At 50.5% G+C, this 17,848-nt stretch carries 12 protein-coding genes and 10 pseudogenes; 9 read left to right on the top strand and 13 right to left on the bottom strand.

Annotated features, from left to right (window positions below):
• Positions 1 to 119: 119 nt before the first annotated feature.
• Entirely contained in the window at positions 120 to 1,331 is a 1,212-nt protein-coding gene (locus tag ACQGXV_RS06730) for an IS256 family transposase (RefSeq protein WP_440862551.1), read from the top strand.
• 13 nt (positions 1,332 to 1,344) lie between these two features.
• On the opposite strand, the gene ACQGXV_RS06725 is transcribed toward ACQGXV_RS06730, so the two are convergent.
• The 7 genes and pseudogenes from ACQGXV_RS06725 to pyrB all read right to left on the bottom strand — a co-directional run bounded on the left by ACQGXV_RS06725 (position 1,345) and on the right by pyrB (position 6,350).
• Entirely contained in the window at positions 1,345 to 1,596 is a 252-nt protein-coding gene (locus tag ACQGXV_RS06725) for an IS3 family transposase (RefSeq protein WP_440865714.1), read from the bottom strand.
• Positions 1,597 to 1,655: 59 nt separating this feature from the next.
• A complete protein-coding gene (locus tag ACQGXV_RS06720; protein WP_440862591.1) occupies positions 1,656 to 1,934 on the bottom strand; it encodes a transposase in 279 nt (92 codons plus the stop codon).
• A 53-nt stretch (positions 1,935 to 1,987) separates the two neighbouring features.
• Positions 1,988 to 2,317: pseudogene (gene nrdD, locus ACQGXV_RS06715) on the bottom strand (anaerobic ribonucleoside-triphosphate reductase); the annotation flags it as partial.
• A 201-nt stretch (positions 2,318 to 2,518) separates the two neighbouring features.
• Positions 2,519 to 3,848, bottom strand: a pseudogene (nrdD, locus tag ACQGXV_RS06710) (anaerobic ribonucleoside-triphosphate reductase); the annotation flags it as partial.
• 557 nt (positions 3,849 to 4,405) lie between these two features.
• Complete coding sequence (gene ridA, locus ACQGXV_RS06705) at positions 4,406 to 4,792, bottom strand: 2-iminobutanoate/2-iminopropanoate deaminase (protein WP_222159267.1); 387 nt, start codon at positions 4,790 to 4,792, stop codon at positions 4,406 to 4,408.
• 143 nt (positions 4,793 to 4,935) lie between these two features.
• Positions 4,936 to 5,400 (bottom strand): aspartate carbamoyltransferase regulatory subunit, encoded by a 465-nt coding sequence (gene pyrI / locus ACQGXV_RS06700; protein WP_440865711.1) that lies wholly within the window; start codon positions 5,398 to 5,400, stop codon positions 4,936 to 4,938.
• Between the two features lie 14 nt (positions 5,401 to 5,414).
• Positions 5,415 to 6,350, bottom strand: coding sequence for an aspartate carbamoyltransferase (pyrB, locus tag ACQGXV_RS06695; protein WP_440867298.1), 936 nt, complete (start codon positions 6,348 to 6,350; stop codon positions 5,415 to 5,417).
• Positions 6,351 to 6,809: 459 nt separating this feature from the next.
• Here pyrB and ACQGXV_RS06690 point away from each other — a divergent pair, with 459 nt between their 5' ends.
• Both ACQGXV_RS06690 and ACQGXV_RS06685 read left to right on the top strand, forming a co-directional pair.
• On the top strand, positions 6,810 to 7,274 hold the full coding sequence (locus tag ACQGXV_RS06690; RefSeq protein WP_440865710.1) for a YhcH/YjgK/YiaL family protein: 465 nt from the start codon (positions 6,810 to 6,812) through the stop codon (positions 7,272 to 7,274).
• A gap of 392 nt (positions 7,275 to 7,666) precedes the next feature.
• A pseudogene (locus tag ACQGXV_RS06685) lies at positions 7,667 to 8,769 on the top strand (LacI family DNA-binding transcriptional regulator).
• Between the two features lie 21 nt (positions 8,770 to 8,790).
• On the opposite strand, the gene argF reads toward ACQGXV_RS06685, so the two are convergent.
• Complete coding sequence (gene argF, locus ACQGXV_RS06680; RefSeq protein WP_440867296.1) at positions 8,791 to 9,798, bottom strand: ornithine carbamoyltransferase; 1,008 nt, start codon at positions 9,796 to 9,798, stop codon at positions 8,791 to 8,793.
• A gap of 163 nt (positions 9,799 to 9,961) precedes the next feature.
• On the opposite strand from argF, the gene rraB reads away from it, so the two are divergent.
• Positions 9,962 to 10,396, top strand: a complete 435-nt coding sequence (rraB, locus tag ACQGXV_RS06675) for a ribonuclease E inhibitor RraB (protein WP_222159272.1) — start codon at positions 9,962 to 9,964, stop codon at positions 10,394 to 10,396.
• 40 nt (positions 10,397 to 10,436) lie between these two features.
• On the opposite strand, the gene ACQGXV_RS06670 is transcribed toward rraB, so the two are convergent.
• Together ACQGXV_RS06670 and ACQGXV_RS06665 are read right to left on the bottom strand one after the other, a co-directional pair.
• Entirely contained in the window at positions 10,437 to 10,940 is a 504-nt protein-coding gene (locus tag ACQGXV_RS06670) for a GNAT family N-acetyltransferase (RefSeq protein WP_440865708.1), read from the bottom strand.
• A 564-nt stretch (positions 10,941 to 11,504) separates the two neighbouring features.
• Positions 11,505 to 11,603 (bottom strand): annotated as a pseudogene (locus ACQGXV_RS06665) (IS5/IS1182 family transposase); the annotation flags it as partial.
• Between the two features lie 91 nt (positions 11,604 to 11,694).
• Here ACQGXV_RS06665 and ACQGXV_RS06660 point away from each other — a divergent pair.
• On the top strand, positions 11,695 to 12,669 hold the full coding sequence (locus ACQGXV_RS06660; protein WP_440865707.1) for an IS30 family transposase: 975 nt from the start codon (positions 11,695 to 11,697) through the stop codon (positions 12,667 to 12,669).
• Positions 12,670 to 12,703: 34 nt separating this feature from the next.
• On the opposite strand, the pseudogene ACQGXV_RS06655 reads toward ACQGXV_RS06660, so the two are convergent.
• Positions 12,704 to 12,868: pseudogene (locus ACQGXV_RS06655) on the bottom strand (transposase); the annotation flags it as partial.
• A 309-nt stretch (positions 12,869 to 13,177) separates the two neighbouring features.
• On the opposite strand from ACQGXV_RS06655, the pseudogene ACQGXV_RS06650 reads away from it, so the two are divergent.
• From ACQGXV_RS06650 to aspA, 4 genes and pseudogenes are all read left to right on the top strand, one after another.
• A pseudogene (locus tag ACQGXV_RS06650) lies at positions 13,178 to 14,182 on the top strand (IS256 family transposase); the annotation flags it as partial.
• A gap of 78 nt (positions 14,183 to 14,260) precedes the next feature.
• A pseudogene (locus ACQGXV_RS06645) lies at positions 14,261 to 15,179 on the top strand (IS5 family transposase).
• A 12-nt stretch (positions 15,180 to 15,191) separates the two neighbouring features.
• Positions 15,192 to 15,449, top strand: a pseudogene (locus tag ACQGXV_RS06640) (transposase); the annotation flags it as partial.
• A 335-nt stretch (positions 15,450 to 15,784) separates the two neighbouring features.
• Entirely contained in the window at positions 15,785 to 17,224 is a 1,440-nt protein-coding gene (aspA, locus tag ACQGXV_RS06635) for an aspartate ammonia-lyase (RefSeq protein WP_440865706.1), read from the top strand.
• Between the two features lie 117 nt (positions 17,225 to 17,341).
• On the opposite strand, the pseudogene ACQGXV_RS06630 reads toward aspA, so the two are convergent.
• A pseudogene (locus tag ACQGXV_RS06630) lies at positions 17,342 to 17,479 on the bottom strand (IS3 family transposase); the annotation flags it as partial.
• Between the two features lie 159 nt (positions 17,480 to 17,638).
• Positions 17,639 to 17,824, bottom strand: a pseudogene (locus ACQGXV_RS06625) (DDE-type integrase/transposase/recombinase); the annotation flags it as partial.
• Between the last annotated feature and the right edge of the window lie 24 nt (positions 17,825 to 17,848).

The following is a 17,848-nucleotide window of genomic DNA, read 5'->3' as shown; positions in this document are numbered from 1 at the left end:
AAAGTGTCCTGATTTACTTGACCAGTGCAATTTTGTCGTGACCTTATAAGTCCGGCGCTGAGACTGTAAAATAATCTGTGTAAATGGCATTTTGAGGAAAACCTTCAAAGGATAACAAAATGCCTATCAGCAACGAACTTATTGACCAACTGCTTCAAGATTGTCACTCCCCTCAGGATCTGCTGGGTGAATCAGGCCTACTCAAGGTGCTGACTAAAAGACTGGCGGAACGGGTTCTTGAAGCTGAGATGGAGATGCACCTTGGGTATGCTAAGCATGACCCGGCTGGTAATCATTCAGGCAACTCACGCAATGGCAAGACATCCAAGAGCGTACGTAGCCAAAATGGGGAGATCGAGCTCGATATTCCGCGCGACCGCAACAGTACCTTCGAGCCGACACTGATCGGTAAGCACGAAAAACAGCTTAACGGCTTCGATGACCGCATTATTTCTCTCTATTCCAGAGGGTTATCAACCCGTGATATTCAGGCACACTTTAAAGAAGTCTACGGGGTCGATGTTTCCGCTGGCTTCATTTCTCAAGTGACCAATGCTGTGATGGATGAAGTTAAGCGCTGGCAGCAACGGCCGCTGGATGCGCTTTATCCCATTGTTTACCTTGACTGTATTGTTGTCAAAAGCCAGGACGGCGGAGCCGTGGCCAACAAGTCTGTTTATCTGGCCCTCGGCGTCAACGGCCAGGGCGAAAAAGAGCTGCTGGGGCTATGGATAGCCAAAACTGAGGGGGCCAAGTTCTGGTTATCTGTGATGACAGAACTGAAAAATCGTGGGCTAAAGGACATCTTCGTCGCCTGCTGCGATGGCCTGAAAGGCTTTCCTGATGCCATTGAAGCTGTTTACCCGCATACGCGGGTACAGCTCTGCATTGTGCATCAGGTGCGGAACTCGCTGCGCTACGTCGGCTGGAAAGAGCGTAAGGCCGTTGCTGCTGACCTGCGCACCATCTATAGTTCCGCAACGCTAGAGGGCGCTGAAGAGGCCCTGGATGCCTTCGCGGCCAAATGGGATGAACAGTTCCCGACGATCAGCCCGTCGTGGAGAAATAATTGGGAACGTCTCATCGTCATTTTTGACTTTCCGCCGGAGATCCGCAAGGTTATCTACACCACCAACGCGATAGAGTCGTTAAATGCTTCATTGCGCAAGATAACGAAAACGCGACGAATATTTCCAACGGATGACTCGGTGATAAAATTACTCTATCTAGCCTTGCATAATATCTCTGCTAAATGGACCTTGCCAATCAGAGACTGGAAACCTGCTATGAGCCAATTCATGTTGATGTATGGAGAACGAATCTCCGGTTAAGCAATGGAGCCATTTACACAAAATTCTTTACAGACTCCCGGCGCTGTCGGCAGACCAGCCCCTCTTCCTGCATGAGTTTCCTCACCCGCCAGCGGCTGATTATGATGCCTTCTCCACGAAGCCTTTTGACCAGCGTCCGGCTTCCTGCTCCCTGCCTGCTGGCGGCGAACAGCGCCTTTAACCTGACCCGGACCTCCACGTCTTTTTGCAGCGGTTCGGCGGGCTTTTTTCGCCATGCATACCAGGCAGAGGCCGTCACACGCATGACCCGACAGAGTGTACGAACGCTGAAGTCAGTGGTATTGTCGAGAATGAACCGGTATCTCACGACATATGTTTCGCGAAGAAGGCACTCGCCTTTTTTAGTATCTCCTTCTCTGTACGTAACTCTTTGTTTTCCTTTTGTAACCGTTTTAACTCTGCACGTTCATCATCGCTGAGTACGCCGTTGCTCTGCTCGCGTGCCAGCGAGACCCATGTATGCAGGGTTTTGTTGCTTATGCCCAGCGATGCTGCTGCCCTGGCTATCGTATAGCCCTGCTCTGTTACCAGGGCAACGGCTTCCTTTTTAAACTCAGGGGTAAATTGTCGTTTATGGTTCACTAAACACCTCCGTTTTGGATGTAAGTTTAGTGTCCTGATTATTCAACCACTACATCGATACGGCAGAAACGGTCACACAGGTTTTCGCTCGGCGTACTGTAAAGGCTGAAACCGTAGCCGGTTTCTTCTTTCCACTGGTCGGTCGCGGCTTTCAGGCGTGCGACGATGGCGACCGCTTTTTCACGCAGTTGCTCATTGTCGAACACGTGTGTCTGGTTGCCGAATAGCGCGTTAATGGTTTCATGAACCCCGATATAGCCCAATGAGATCGATGCCCGGCCGTTTTTGAAGATCTCAGCGACGTTGTCGTCCGCTTTCAGGCGTACACCACAGGCACCTTCCATGTACAGGATCGGCGCAACGCGGGCTTTGACGTTTTCCAAGGCTTTGTTGAATAATTTAAGATACTAATTTATATAAGCATTATAAAATTTCAACGACTAATTTTTCCTCTCGGAATGCTTTTTATTGTGCTAACTATTTGATTTGTCGTTCTAACAAAATACATTCTCTGTAAATGCATTCTAACTAAAGAAGATGTAAATCAAACGGTTAAATTATTCAACAAAGCCGTTTTCCAAACGCGCGATGCGCGTCATCAGCGCCTTTTTCGCCAGTTGCAGACGATTATCCAGCAGGTTCCAGAAACGCTCTTCGTTGTGTTCCGCTTCCAGCGCAATGCGTGGCAGGTTGAGGCTGATTACCCCGAGATTGTTGCGGCCATAGTGGATCTGCTTGCCCTCTTCCTCATACACGCCAAGGAAGCTGCGGCAGCCCATGGGGGTTTTAAACGAACCGGTAACCTTAACCACCTGATCGTAGTTGAGGATATCCGGGTACATCCGCTTGCTAGCGCAATCCAGTGCCAGTTGCTTGATGTCATAGTTCGGATCGGCAGCCTTGTGATTGACACCGTCGCGGATAGCGAACACCAGTTTGGGGAACACTGCGGTTTTTACCCAGACCGGCAATGCGGTTGCGCAGGATGGATTGCTGAATCAGGCGCGATTCCCAGCGGGTGCCAATGCCGAAACCAAAGGTGACAAACGGCGTCTGACCATTGGCGGTGTGCAGCGAATTGACTTCATATTCCAGCGACTGGAAGGCGTCGTAGCACTCTTTTTCGGTACGGGACAGCGCATAGGCGTCCGCATCGGGAATGTGCCACTCATCAGCGGTTTCCCGGTGCTTTTTATGGCTGGCGGTGACGAACGGTGCCAGAATTTCATCGATACGGTTAATGGTGGTGCCGCCGTAGATGTTGCTTGCCACCTGCGCGATGATTTGGGCCGTCACCGCTGTCGCGGTTGAGATGGATTTCGGCGGCTCAATCTCCGCATTGCCCATCTTGAACCCTTTGGTCAACATGCCTTCAAGATCGATCAGCATACAGTTGAACATCGGGAAGAACGGGGAGTAATCCAGATCGTGGTAGTGAATTTCACCACGTTCATGGGCAAGCACCACGTCGCGCGGCAGGATATGTTGCTTGGGATAGTGCTTGGCAACGATACCGGCCAGCAGGTCGCGCTGGGTGGGGATCACTTTACTGGCTTTGTTGGCGTTCTCGTTAAGCAGAGCCATGTTGCTCTGTTCAACCAGACCACGAATTTCCTGATTCAAGCGGCCGCGCTGTTCGCGGGCGACATCACGATCGTGACGGTACTCAATGTATGTACGTGCAAGCTGCTTATACTGGCCAGACATCAGCAGGTTTTCAACGGCGTTCTGGATATCGCGGATATCCACACGTGCTTTCCCTTGTATTTGTTGAGCGACCGCACAGGCCACAGTTGCACAGTAATCTGTATCATCAACTCCTGCTGCATGCGCAGCACGTTCGACCGCCTGCTTGATGAGCATCTCATCAAAAGGCACCTGGCAACCGTCCCGTTTAATCACTACTGGTTTCAACGTTCGTTCCTCAAAGTTGTCCACAAGCGGAATCCGCAGCGGACAAGGGCTGCGGGGGGTTGTGGATGACATTGTGGATAAGCACTACATGTAGTTTCTGTATTTATGATAGACACTATAGCCAACCGACTTAAAAATGATTACATCCTATGCCCTGATATGCGGCAAAGAAGCATAGCTGGCTGTTATCAAAATAATGTCGCTTGGCTATATATGTAGTTTTGGGTGAAAAGAAATTCGCGATTTATTGACCTGGAACAAAGAATTTCGAGCAGCGTAGAAAGGGTGTGCAATGGCGTTGAGCGAAATAAAAATAATATATTGATTTGATTAGTAGTTTTTTATCTCTTCGCCATAAGGAAAATCACGAACAAAAAAGCATAATAAACGTAGGGAAATAACAATAAGCAGGGCAATAATATCGCGGGGTATGTCCGTGTTTCCCGGTGAATCACGACGAGGGGCGCGCCGACGGCTCGCCGCACTTTACCTGACAACGCGCGTTGTCATCAGTCTGACGGGGCGACGGTCTCGCCCCGAGCTGCACCAATCGATGCTTAGCGGCGTACGGCGATGGCTTCGATTTCGATCTTCACATCTTTCGGCAGACGCGCCACTTCCACACAGGAGCGCGCCGGAAACGGTGCCTGATGTTGAGTGAAGAAGGCTTCGTAAGTGGCGTTAACGGTGGCGAAGTCTTGCAGGTCTTTCACAAATACCGTGGTTTTCACGATATCGGCGACTTTCAGGCCTGCCGCTTCCACAATGGCCTGCACGTTTTCAAGAGACTGACGCGTTTGGGCAACGATGTCCTCGGCAATCAGGCCGCTTTTCGGGTTTACCGGGATCTGACCGGAAGTGATGATCATGCTGCCCAGATCGACACCTTGTACATAAGGGCCGATAGCGGCTGGGGCGTGTTCCGTGCTGATGCTACGTGACATGGCTTCTCCTGAATTTCGACGTGACGGTTTTCGAAGGGACAATTCCCGCCGGGCCTGCGCCGTGCGGGATACAGCTTACCATTATTCAGAAAAGCGCGACGCAGGCAATGGCGTTGATTAACCTGCGTGCACCGCACGGTGGCTTAGCGGTCATCCAGCACGGCCTGACGTTCAAACTCTTTCTCGCAGTATTTGCACTTGAGGTGCGCATCGCCATCGCGTTGTTTGACGCTGAACGATGAGGTGACTGGCTCACTGCGGCTGATACAGTTGCTGTTCGGGCAGGTCAGCACGCCAGCAATACGTTCTGGCAGGCTGGGAACCAGCTTACGTACCACTGCGTAGTCGTCAATCTGGTTTACGGTCGCCTGCGGTGCGTAGATCGCCAACTGGTTAGCCTGCTGCTCTGTCAGGAAGATATTTTCTATCTTGATCAGATCCTTACGCCCCAGATGATTGGAAGGCAGGTTCAGCCCGATGGTGATGCGCTGGTCGGTGGCGGTCAGCTTGAACAGCGTCAGCAGCTTGAAGCCAACCTGCGCTGGGATATGGTCGATAACGGTGCCGCGTTTGATGGCTTCAACCTGTAATTTTTTATCCTGAGTCATGATGCTTTCCCCTCTCACAGAACCAGTTCGCGATTTAATACCAGCGCCAGCAGCGCCTGACGTGCAAAGATGCCGTTGCCTGCCTGTTGGAAGTAATAGGCATAAGGCGTGCTGTCGACATCCGTCGTTATCTCATCCACGCGCGGCAGTGGATGCAGCACTTTCAGGTTGTCGCGGGCACTCTCCAGATCGGCGGCGCGCAGTACAAACTGCGATTTGATATTGATGTATTCGGACGGGTCCAGCCGCTCTTTCTGTACGCGCGTCATGTACAGAATATCCAGTTCTGACACCACCTCTTCAATGCTGGTGTGCAGGCTATAGGTGATGTTCTTCTCTTCCAGCATCGCCAGAATGTAATCCGGCATCGCCAGTGCGTCGGGGGCGATAAAGTAGAAGCGATTACCGTCGAATTTCGCCAATGCCTGCGTCAGAGAGTGCACCGTCCGACCATATTTCAGGTCACCGACCATGGCGATATTGATGTGATTCAAACGGCCCTGGGTTTCCTGAATGGTGAACAGGTCGAGCAGAGTTTGCGTCGGGTGCTGGTTAGCACCGTCTCCGGCGTTGAGCACCGGAATACCGTTGGAGAACTCAGTGGCAAGACGCGCCGCGCCTTCCTGCGGGTGGCGCATCACAATGGCATCTACATAGTGGCCGATAACTGAGATGGTATCCGCCAGCGTCTCGCCCTTCTTGCCGAGCGATGTGTTGTTACTGTCAGCAAAACCGACCACAGAAGCGCCCAGACGGTGCATCGCAGTTTCAAAAGAGAGCCGGGTACGCGTCGAGGCCTCAAAGAAACAGCTGGCGATCACTTTATGTTTTAGCAACTCCGGCTGCGGCTTAGCTTTCAGGCTGGCGGCCACCTGCAACGCCAGTTCCAAATCTTCACGGGTGAGGTCGTTAATCGAGATGATGTGTTTTTGATAAAGCGGATTGACCATGTTTGCTTTTCTCCTAACGGTTAGCCCTGAAACATTTTTTTTCGTCCAGCCGCTGTCGGTCGACGAGGTTCGCCCGGTATAACAGGCAAAAAAAAGCCCCTTCAACGAGGGGCTTTTTTTAAACGATCGGTGATTGCCGGAAAAGAGGCGGCGCGCTGACGAAAAAAGGGGTCAGCAGCGTGATAAATACAGCATGTGGTGATGCAAGCGCACATGGTTCCTCCTGGCAAATTGTGGCGCATTATACGCGCGAGATTCGCTATTTCAAGCGCTAATTTATGCGCAATAATCGCATTTTTAGGTATTGGCAATCGGTTGCTTATGGAAAACCTTACGCGTTCGACCCATGAAAATAAAGGGGATAGGTAGCACTTTTGCCACTGTAGACTAGCGGGAATGCCTATGGCGGAGTATAAAGTTCGCTAAAACGACGCTTTACTTTTCACGAGAGGACTTACTATGATCACCGGGAATATCCACCAGCTTGAATTGGTTCCTTATCTGCCTGCCAAACTGCGCGGAGCGATCGAGTACGTAAAAGCCAACATTACGGCCGATACCCCGCTGGGCAAGCACGATGTCGATGGCAACAACGTGTTTGTGCTGATCTCCAATGACAGCACTGAAGCGTTTGAACAGCGTCGCGCTGAATACCATGCCAAATACCTGGATATTCAGATTGTGCTCAACGGCGTTGAAGGCATGACCTTCAGCAACCTGCCTGCGGGTACGCCTGACACGGATTGGTTGGCGGATAAAGACATCGCGTTTTTGTCTGCCGGTGAGCAGGAAAAAACCTTTGTCATGCAACCGGGTGATTTTGTTGTCTTCTTCCCAGGCGAAGTGCACAAGCCGTTGTGTGCTGTCGGTGAACCTGCACGCGTGCGCAAAGCCGTCGTGAAGATCGACGCGTCATTGGGATAATTGATCCCCCTTCATGTATTCATCCATAATCATCTGCGTATACCCTATATAATTCGAGTTGCAGGAAGGCGGCAAGCGAATGAACCCCGACGAGCTTACTCAAGTAAGTGATTCAGGTGAATGAGTGCTGTCAACGCACATGCCGCTTGAAGGATGACAGGTATAAATATTGTCCCGTTTAGTGATGCAGCGGTTTATGCTCATCGCATAATGATGGGAAGTGGGGCTGTGCCGTCTACTCGCTGACCGTTTATGATGGCCTCGCCGTGGCTGCGCGCGCCCTAAGGAAGAAGTTATAGCCAACCGACTTAAAAATGATTACATCCTATGCCCTGATATGCGGCAAAGAAGCATAGCTGGCTGTTATCAAAATAATGTCGCTTGGCTATAACATGGTTACGATACAGGATGTGGCGAAAAAGGCGGGCGTATCCAAAGCGACGGTGTCCCGCGTGCTCAACGGTAAAAACGTGGTGCGTGAAGATATGCGGCAGCGCGTGTTTCGCGCCATTGAGGAAACCGGATTCAATCCAAACCTGCTGGCCCGTCAGCTAGCCACCCGCAAAACCAACTCGATGGGTTTGGTGATCACCAACTCTCTGTATCAGGTGCCATTTTTTTCAGAAATGACGTATCAGGCGACGTCATGCACTGAAAAGCATCAGCGCCAACTGATTCTGGCGGATGGCAAAAACAGCGCGCAGGATGAGCGCAATGCCATCGTTATGCTGCTGGCGCTGCGCTGTGAAGCCATTATTGTCTATCCTAAATTCCTATCGGCAGAGGCATTGGAAACGCTGATCGAGCAGCATGAGACGCCGATCATCGTGATTAACCGTAAGCTGCCCCATCATCAGAATCACGCGGTCTATATCGAGCATTACCACAACAGCCAACTGATGACGCACTATAGCCAACCGACTTAAAAATGATTACATCCTATGCCCTGATATGCGGCAAAGAAGCATAGCTGGCTGTTATCAAAATAATGTCGCTTGGCTATATCTGCTTGAACAAGGACATAGGCGCATCGCCTTTATTGCCGGGCTGCCCGGTTCTCCGTCTGGCGAACAGCGGCTTGCCGGATTCCTTGATACGCTGAAAGCGGCGGGTATCGAACATGATGAGGCGTTACGTTTGGAAGGGGACTGGACGCCAGAGAGCGGCTATCGCGCCGCTCAAACGCTGCTGGCGCGTAATCTGGACGTCACCTGTGTGCTGGCAGCCAATGATGATATTGGCGATTGGCGCGGCGAAGGTGTTTCTTGATGCCGGAATGCGGGTGCCGCAAGATATGTCGTTGGCGGGATTCGATGACATGCTGATTGGGCGCTACTTTTCTCCCGCCTTAACGACGGTGCATGTGCCGATTGCTGCCATGATTCAGGATGCCATTGGCCGTCTGGTGGTGGCGTCACAAGGCGATGCCATGCCGACAGCGCCTTGTCACCATCAAGGACGTTTGGTCATCCGAGAGTCCGTCGCCAGGCGTTAAGCATGGCGCGCCGCGCGACCTTTACTCTTGGCCGAGCGTGGCGACCATCACCGCTTTGATGGTGTGCATGCGGTTTTCTGCCTGATCGAACACAATGCTGTGCGCTGATTCAAACACCTCGTCGGTCACTTCCATGCCGCCGTGCAAACCATACTGCTCGGCCATCTGCTTGCAGATGGTGGTCTGATCGTCATGGAACGCGGGCAGGCAGTGCAAGAATTTCACCTGCGGGTTACCGGTGGCGGCGAGCATCGCCATATTGACCTGATAGGGTTTTAGCAGCGCAATCCGCTCCTGCCACAGCTCTTTGGCCTCTCCCATGGAAACCCACACGTCGGTGTAGATGAAATCAGCACCGGCCACGCCTGCGGCGATATCTTCTGTCAGTGTGATTTTTCCGCCAGTCAGCTCGGCAGCCGCACGGCACTCGGCCACCAGATTGGCATCGGGCCAGCAGGCTTTGGGCGCGACCAAACGCAGATCCAAACCGGTCAACGCAGCGGCTTCCAGCATGGTATTACCCATGTTGTTACGCGCATCGCCTGCGTAGACCAGCGTCATGTCGCTGAAAGCGCGCTCAGGCAGATGCTCTTGCATGGTCAGTAAATCCGCCAGCAGCTGCGTGGGGTGAAACTCGTTGGTCAGCCCGTTCCATACCGGTACACCGGCGTACTCCGCCAGCGTTTCCACCAGTGCCTGACCGTAACCACGGTATTGAATACCATCATAAATTCTACCCAGTACGCGGGCGGTATCCTTCATCGACTCTTTATGGCCGATCTGGCTGCCGCTGGGGCCGAGATACGTGACGCGCGCGCCCTGATCGTATGCAGCAACTTCGAAAGAGCAACGAGTACGGGTCGAATCTTTTTCGAAGATGAGTGCGATGTTTTTATTTTGCAGGTAGAGTTTTTCTGTGCCGTTCTTTTTGCCGGCTTTCAGTTGGGCAGATAAGGTTAACAGTGCGCCGATCTCAGCGGGGGAAAAATCCATTAATCTTAAGAAGTGACGCTGGTGAAACGAGTTCATTGTAGTTATCTCCATGAGGCTCAACGCTGTTGGTTGAATTAAAATTCACTTTATATGTCTAATTATTCAATTTCAAGGGGCGGCGTCAAACTTTATGGTGGAGAGGGCGTCGGGGGTGTGGGAGAATACGGTAATAACGTAGAGATTAACGGGGGACAGACTCATGGCAAACCGCGATTTACTGGACGAACAACGGGAAGAAACACGCCTGATCATCGAAGAACTGCTGGATGATGGTAGCGATCCGGACGCACTGTACACTATCGAACACCACTTTTCGGCAGAAAACTTCGACGCGTTGGAAAAGGTTGCTGTTGATGCCTTTAAAATGGGCTACGAAGTGACGGACGCGGAAGAGTTGGAAGTGGAAGAGGGCAAACTGCTGATGTGCTGTGATGCCATTAGCGAAGTGGCACTCAATGCTGAGCTTATCGATGAGCAGGTAGAACAGTTAATCGAACTTGCTGCACGTCACAACGTCAATTACGACGGGTGGGGTACCTACTTCGAAGATCCGGATGGTGAAGACGGCGAAGAGGGTGAAGAAGGCGAAGACGACGATTTTTATGATGAGGACGATGACGGCAAGCGTCATTAATGTCTCGCGGGCATGCCGAAGTGACCTTCGGCATGCTGTTTTAGAGTTGCTTGAGCATGGTGACTTCGCAGTCACCGTGACCGGTGTTGCCCATCGCGTGCGGAATGTGTTCAAACCCCAATTTTCGATACAGCGCAATAGCCTGTGTCAATGTGCTGGTGGTTTCCAGATAGCAGCGTCGGAATCCCTTCTGACGAGCGAAATCGAGTGCTTGCAGCGCCAATTGGCGCGCCAACCCTTTACCACGCAAGACCGGCAAAAAGTACATCTTTTGCAGTTCACACACGTCTGCTTCCCCCTCCTGTAAAGGGGCGACACCGCCGCCGCCGACCACTTCACCGTCGTATTCAATGACCCAATAAGCGCTATTTGGCTGATTGTACAACTGAAACAGGTTATCCAGGTTGGGGTCAGAAACGGTATATCCCTTATCTGCCGTTAGGCCAAATTCCGCAGAAACACGGCGGATCACTGCCGCAATGGCGGCATTGTCCTGTACGGTAATGGGGCGCATACGCAAAGAAAGGGAAAGGGCGATTGTCATGGTGCTTACTCTTACTGATAGGGGCTAATTACATTTTCTTACGCTGTAATAGCATTGAACGGGGTTTTTGTGCAATATTGGATTAATAAGCGTTGGCCATGAGCCGTCTCACTACGATCTAATTCCTTATGTTGATTTTTTGTCCGCTCATTTTTTCTTGTCTAATGGATTAGGCGCACTTATTGTACGGATATGGCCGTTTTGCACGTTGTTTAATCATAACATAATGATTATTAGTCAATTGTGTAGGATGCGCCAGAAATTTACCTTATGGCAATATATTATTGTTATTTAATGGTTAGCCTGCAATCCATATTGAGATGTGACCTAGGACACATTATTATTGAAATCCATTTACCCCTATGGATGACGAGTAGTATGGCCCATCGCATGTTGTCAGGCTGGATTAGCCTGTTTTTACTGTTTTTATCCCCCCTCCCTTACGCACAACCCTTATAGCCTCAGGAAGGCGACTGGCGGCCTGCCGAGTTCCGTTTTCATACCGGTGAAACGCGTAACGACCTCCGCCTGCACTATTACACGTTGGGTGACCGCAGTAAGAACCTATCCCAAAAGGATTTTATTCCAGACAATGATGCCGCAGGTAAAATGCAGCATCGCCTCATAATTTTCGACTTTCTTCTCCCAGCGAGTCAGAACCCGACTCCCCATTCCCACTCGAAACGCAACAAAGTGACCCACTTGCCAGAGTCGGATAAAATCACCGTTCTGGCCATACTGGAGAGCCTGTTGCATGCAGGGAAAACATCTGACTCAGAAAGAACGGTTCTACATCGAAAAGCGGCGTGGTGAAGGTGTCAACCAAGCTACCATCGCCAGAGAGCTTGCTCTGCCTCGCTCGACCATCAGCAGGGAACTCAGACGCAATATCGACCCTACTTTCAATGGTGTCTACTGCTGTAGAAGGGCGGACACTCTGGCCCGGGAACGCCGTCATAACACTCTGCCAAACAATGCTTTTTACCCGTTGGAGCCACACATTCAGAACTTCATCAGGCAGGCGCTTTCCACTCACTCTTCACCTGAAATCATCAGTGGCCGTTTGCACCTGGAATTCGGTATATCTGTCAGCAAGAATACGCTCTATCGCTATATCCTGCAGGAGAGACAGGCTGGCGGGGAGCTATATCAGCAACTTCCTCATCGGGGAAAACGTTACAGGTACAATGCCGAAAACCTCAAATCAGGCCCTATTCCCAACCGTGTTGGTATTGAGTATCGCCCAGCTCAAGCCGAGCTTAAACAGGAGCCTGGCCACTTCGAAATTGACACTATTTTTGGCAAAGACCAGAAGTCATTCTTGTTAACCATCGTAGATAAAGCATTGAAAACCTTCATCATTCGCAAGCTGCCTAATAAGCGTGCGGAGACTGTGGTTGCTGCTTTCAGGGACATTGAAGCTAATACCTTTTGCAAGTTTAAGACCCTAACAGCTGATAACGGCCCTGAATTCGCTCTGTACGAGCAAATTACTCAAATCACAGGGGCGCAGGTCTACTTTGCCCATCCTTATCATTCCTGGGAGAGGGGCTTGAATGAGCACACCAACGGGCTGATACGACGTTTTTACCCAAAGGGAACAGACTTCAGTCAGGTCAGTCATCGTAAGATTGCCGAACTCGAACACATACTCAATACAAGGGGCAGAAAATCGCTGGGCTATCGTTCCCCCAATGAGGTATTTTTAACGCACTTACTGGTGGCATAAGCCTCTACCGTTTTGTTGCGTTTCGAGTGGGAATGGGGCAATCACGCCATGGGGCACCTGAACACAGTATCCAGAACATGCCGTTGACGATTTTGTGATGTTCTGCCCATGGCCGGCCTGCCTGCGGAGATGTCAAAACGATTGGTAACAAGGGCTCAATGATTGCCCATGCTTCATCAGAAAGATCGTAGCGAGCCATAATCCAAAGTGTCTTAGAAACAGATGGATACTATAGCTCAAGCAATTAAGGGACACAGCCTAGTAATAATAGAATCTATCGAGATTAAAATTAATTCTACTGATACTTTTTGGATTCTATCGAAATAAATACGCACTTAAAAACTACGTTAAAATTATCTGAATGTGACATGGGATAATGCATATAAAATTAATTTTTATATAAATCAAACAATTAAATATTAACTACATGAGTTTAATATTGAAATTTGAGACTGTAAAATAATCTGTGTAAATGGCATTTTGAGGAAAACCTTCAAAGGATAACAAAATGCCTATCAGCAACGAACTTATTGACCAACTGCTTCAAGATTGTCACTCCCCTCAGGATCTGCTGGGTGAATCAGGCCTACTCAAGGTGCTGACTAAAAGACTGGCGGAACGGGTTTTTGAAGCTGAGATGGAGATGCACCTTGGGTATGCTAAGCATGACCCGGCAGGTAATCATTCAGGCAACTCCCGCAATGGCAAGACATCCAAGAGCGTACGTAGCCAAAATGGGGAGATCGAGCTCGATATTCCGCGCGACCGCAACAGTACCTTCGAGCCGACACTGATCGGTAAGAACGAAAAACAGCTTAACGGCTTCGATGACCGCATTATTTCTCTCTATTCCAGAGGGTTATCAACCCGTGATATTCAGGCACACTTTAAAGAAGTCTACGGGGTCGATGTTTCCGCTGGCTTCATTTCTCAAGTGACCAATGCTGTGATGGATGAAGTTAAGCGCTGGCAGCAACGGCCGCTGGATGCGCTTTATCCCATTGTTTACCTTGACTGTATTGTTGTCAAAAGCCAGGACGGCGGAGCCGTGGCCAACAAGTCTGTTTATCTGGCCCTCGGCGTCAACGGCCAGGGCGAAAAAGAGCTGCTGGGGCTATGGATAGCCAAAACTGAGGGGGCCAAGTTCTGGTTATCTGTGATGACAGAACTGAAAAATCGTGGGCTAAAGGACATCTTCGTCGCCTGCTGCGATGGCCTGAAAGGCTTTCCTGATGCCATTGAAGCTGTTTACCCGCATACGCGGGTACAGCTCTGCATTGTGCATCAGGTGCGGAACTCGCTGCGCTACGTCGGCTGGAAAGAGCGTAAGGCCGTTGCTGCTGACCTGCGCACCATCTATAGTTCCGCAACGCTAGAGGGCGCTGAAGAGGCCCTGGATGCCTTCGCGGCCAAATGGGATGAGCAGTTCCCGACGATCAGCCCGTCGTGGAGAAATAATTGGGAACGTCTCATCGTCATTTTTGACTTTCCGCCGGAGATCCGCAAGGTTATCTAGGCTTTGTTGAATAAATCGAACTTTCAGGGGATCGCCGGATCAAAGCACTATCATCGCTCCCGATAGCAGCTCCCCATGGCAAAGCAAAAGTTTAAAATCACCAACTGGCCCACCTACAACAAAGCACTCAGACAACGCGGCTCCCTGACGGTCTGGCTTGATGAGTCGGCCATCGCTGCATGGACTGACAGTTCTTCGCCTGAAGGTCGTGGTCGGCCGCTTTACTACACCGATATGGCTGTTACCACGGTTTTGATGATAAAGCGCGTGTTTAACCTGTCGCTCCGGGCATTACAGGGCTTTGTCGACTCGGTTTTTACACTGATGAGCCTGCCACTGCGCTGCCCGGACTACTCTCTGGTCAGTAGGCGGGCAAAAACCGTCAGTATCAGCATAAAAACGCCAACGCGTGGTGAAATCTCGCATCTGGTCATCGACAGTACCGGTCTGAAGGTCTTTGGCGAAGGTGAATGGAAAGTCAGGCAGCATGGGGCTGACAGACGAAGAGTGTGGCGCAAGCTTCATCTGGCAGCAGACAGTGCGACGCATGAGATTATCTGTGCCGACTTATCGCTCAGCGGAACGACAGATGCGCAGGCACTGCCGGGCCTGATTAACCAAACCCACCGAAAAATCAGGGAAGTGTCAGCAGACGGTGCTTATGACGCCCGTTACTGCCACGATGCGTTGCTAAGAAAGAAAATCAGGCCCCTTATCCCGCCGCGAAGCGGAGCCAAATACTGGCCGGACAAGTACCATGAACGTAACCATGCGGTGGCGAATCAGCGTCTGAGCGGGAGTAATGATATGTGGAAAAAGAAAGTGGGTTATCACCGGCGTTCAGTGGCAGAAACAGCGATGTTCCGCATAAAAACTTTGCTGGGTGGCCATCTGAGCCTGCGTGACTATGAGGCTCAAGTAGGTGAAGCCATGGCGATGGTCACTGAACCGTATGACGTTGTTGGGTATGCCACACAGCGTCAGGATAGGATAACAGGTGTAGCAGAGGGAGTCATCCTGTCGGCTAATTCTGATTTATTCAGCAAAGCCGGTTATCTACACCACCAACGCGATAGAGTCGTTAAATGCTTCATTGCGCAAGATAACGAAAACGCGACGAATATTTCCAACGGATGACTCGGTGATAAAATTACTCTATCTAGCCTTGCATAATATCTCTGCTAAATGGACCTTGCCAATCAGAGACTGGAAACCTGCTATGAGCCAATTCATGTTGATGTATGGAGAACGAATCTCCGGTTAAGCAATGGAGCCATTTACACAAAATTCTTTACAGACTCCGCAATAATCACCCTTGACGACTATCACGATTTATTTACTTTATTAATTACCTATCTTCATTGAGTGATCGAAACTATGCTTTTGGGATTCTATACAATATATCATCACTCCAGCGGAGGCAGATATGGTCAATCGTTCTGCAACTGTTGCCTGTGGTGATACATTTTGTGGTAACACCATCGTGATAATAACTCGCATTTATTGGCACGATTATTTGTTAACACGCTTTTTTGTTAACGCCAAGATGGTTAGCAAAACGCGTTCTCATCAAGTTGCAGGATTCAAGAGAAGGCTCTCATGTCAGACAACATCCGTATTGAAGAAGACCTGTTAGGTACCCGTGAAGTTCCCGCTGATGCCTACTATGGCATTCATACCCTGCGGGCAATTGAAAATTTCTACATCAGCAACCACAAAATCAGCGATATCCCCGAATTCGTGCGTGGCATGGTGATGGTCAAAAAGGCTGCTGCCCTGGCAAACCGCGAGTTGAAAACCATTCCACGCCCGATTGCCGATAACATTATCCGTGCCTGCGATGAAGTGTTGAACAACGGCAAATGCATGGACCAGTTCCCGGTTGATGTGTATCAGGGTGGCGCGGGTACTTCGGTAAACATGAACACCAACGAAGTGCTGGCTAATATTGGCCTGGAGTTGATGGGCCATAACAAAGGCGAATACCAGTACCTCAACCCTAACGATCATCTGAACAAGTGCCAGTCTACCAACGATGCCTACCCTACGGGCTTTCGTATTGCGGTCTACAGCGCTATCCTGACGCTGATAGAGGCCATCACCCAGTTGGCTGACGGCTTCGAGCGCAAAGCCAAAGCATTTGAAACCATCCTGAAGATGGGCCGTACCCAGTTGCAGGATGCCGTGCCGATGACGCTGGGCCAGGAATTCCACGCGTTCTATGTGTTGCTGAAAGAAGAGAACAAAAACCTGCTGCGCACCGGTGAATTGCTGCTGGAAGTGAATCTGGGCGCAACGGCCATTGGCACACGCTTAAACACACCGGACGGTTACCAACAGTTAGCCGTGCAGCGTCTGGCAGAAGTGAGTGGACTGCCGTGCGTGCCGGCCGAGGATTTGATTGAAGCGACCTCTGACTGCGGCGCTTACGTGATGGTGCACGGTGCGCTGAAACGTCTGGCAGTGAAGATGTCGAAAATCTGTAATGACCTTAGGCTGCTCTCTTCCGGTCCGCGCGCTGGCCTCAATGAAATCAACCTGCCGGAATTGCAGGCGGGTTCTTCCATTATGCCCGCCAAAGTCAATCCGGTGGTGCCGGAAGTGGTCAACCAGGTGTGCTTCAAGGTGATCGGCAACGACACTTGCGTCACCATGGCCTCTGAAGCGGGTCAGTTGCAGCTTAACGTGATGGAGCCGGTCATCGGTCAGGCGATGTTCGAGTCTATCCACATCCTCACCAACGCCTGCCACAACCTGCTGGAAAAATGCGTTAACGGCATCACCGCCAACAAAGCGGTATGCGAAGCCTATGTTTTCAACTCCATCGGCATTGTGACTTACCTCAACCCGTTTATTGGCCACCACAATGGCGATATTGTTGGCAAGATTTGTGCTGAAACCGGTAAGAGCGTGCGTGAAGTGTTGCTGGAGCGCGGTCTTTTGACCGAAAGTGAGCTGGATGACATTTTCTCGGTACAAAACCTGATGCACCCAGCCTACAAGGCCAAACGTTACACGGATGATAACGACGCGTCTTAAGCGTCCGATCGACTAACTCAGCGCGCCTCGCCATCGGGCGCGCTCGCGTTACTCCTGACAGGCACGTCGGCATTTTGCGGGCGTGCCTTTTTTATGGCCTCAGGTTTGCTGTAGTGGTCAACTAAATTTGGCCACCCTACCTGACTGTTGATGGAACAGCCGTTCTGATTCATTTGGTGTTAACCCACAGTTATACCAGTGAGGTCTGACATCGCTATAATAATGGGTTATGTAGCGAATAATGGATGATTGAGCAGTACTAGGCTGTGTCCCTTAATTAATTTTCACTGATTGGAAATGAGAAAAACACATCGAACCTGTTCGTTTTTTGGACTGATTTTGGTTTTTTTTACTGTCAAAAACAGCCTGCTTTGTACGATTTTTCATCTATCGTGCAATTAAGGGACACAGCCTAAAGCTTTGGTAGCCAGTCGTTGGCACCCATTCAGTCTTCAGACTACGGAAGAATCGCTCCATCGGACTATTATCCCAACAATTTCCTCTGCGACTCATACTTTGGGTCATCTGATAACGCCACAATGCCTGCCTATACTGACGACTGGTGTAATGGCTTCCTTGGTCACTATGAAACATGGAGTCTGTAAAGAATTTCGTGTAAATGGC

Source organism: Symbiopectobacterium purcellii (assembly GCF_052050035.1).
Taxonomy (GTDB): Bacteria; Pseudomonadota; Gammaproteobacteria; order Enterobacterales; family Enterobacteriaceae; genus Symbiopectobacterium; species Symbiopectobacterium purcellii_A.
The sequence above is the reverse complement of the archived record's forward strand: the minus strand, read 5'-3'. Positions and strand labels throughout refer to the sequence as shown.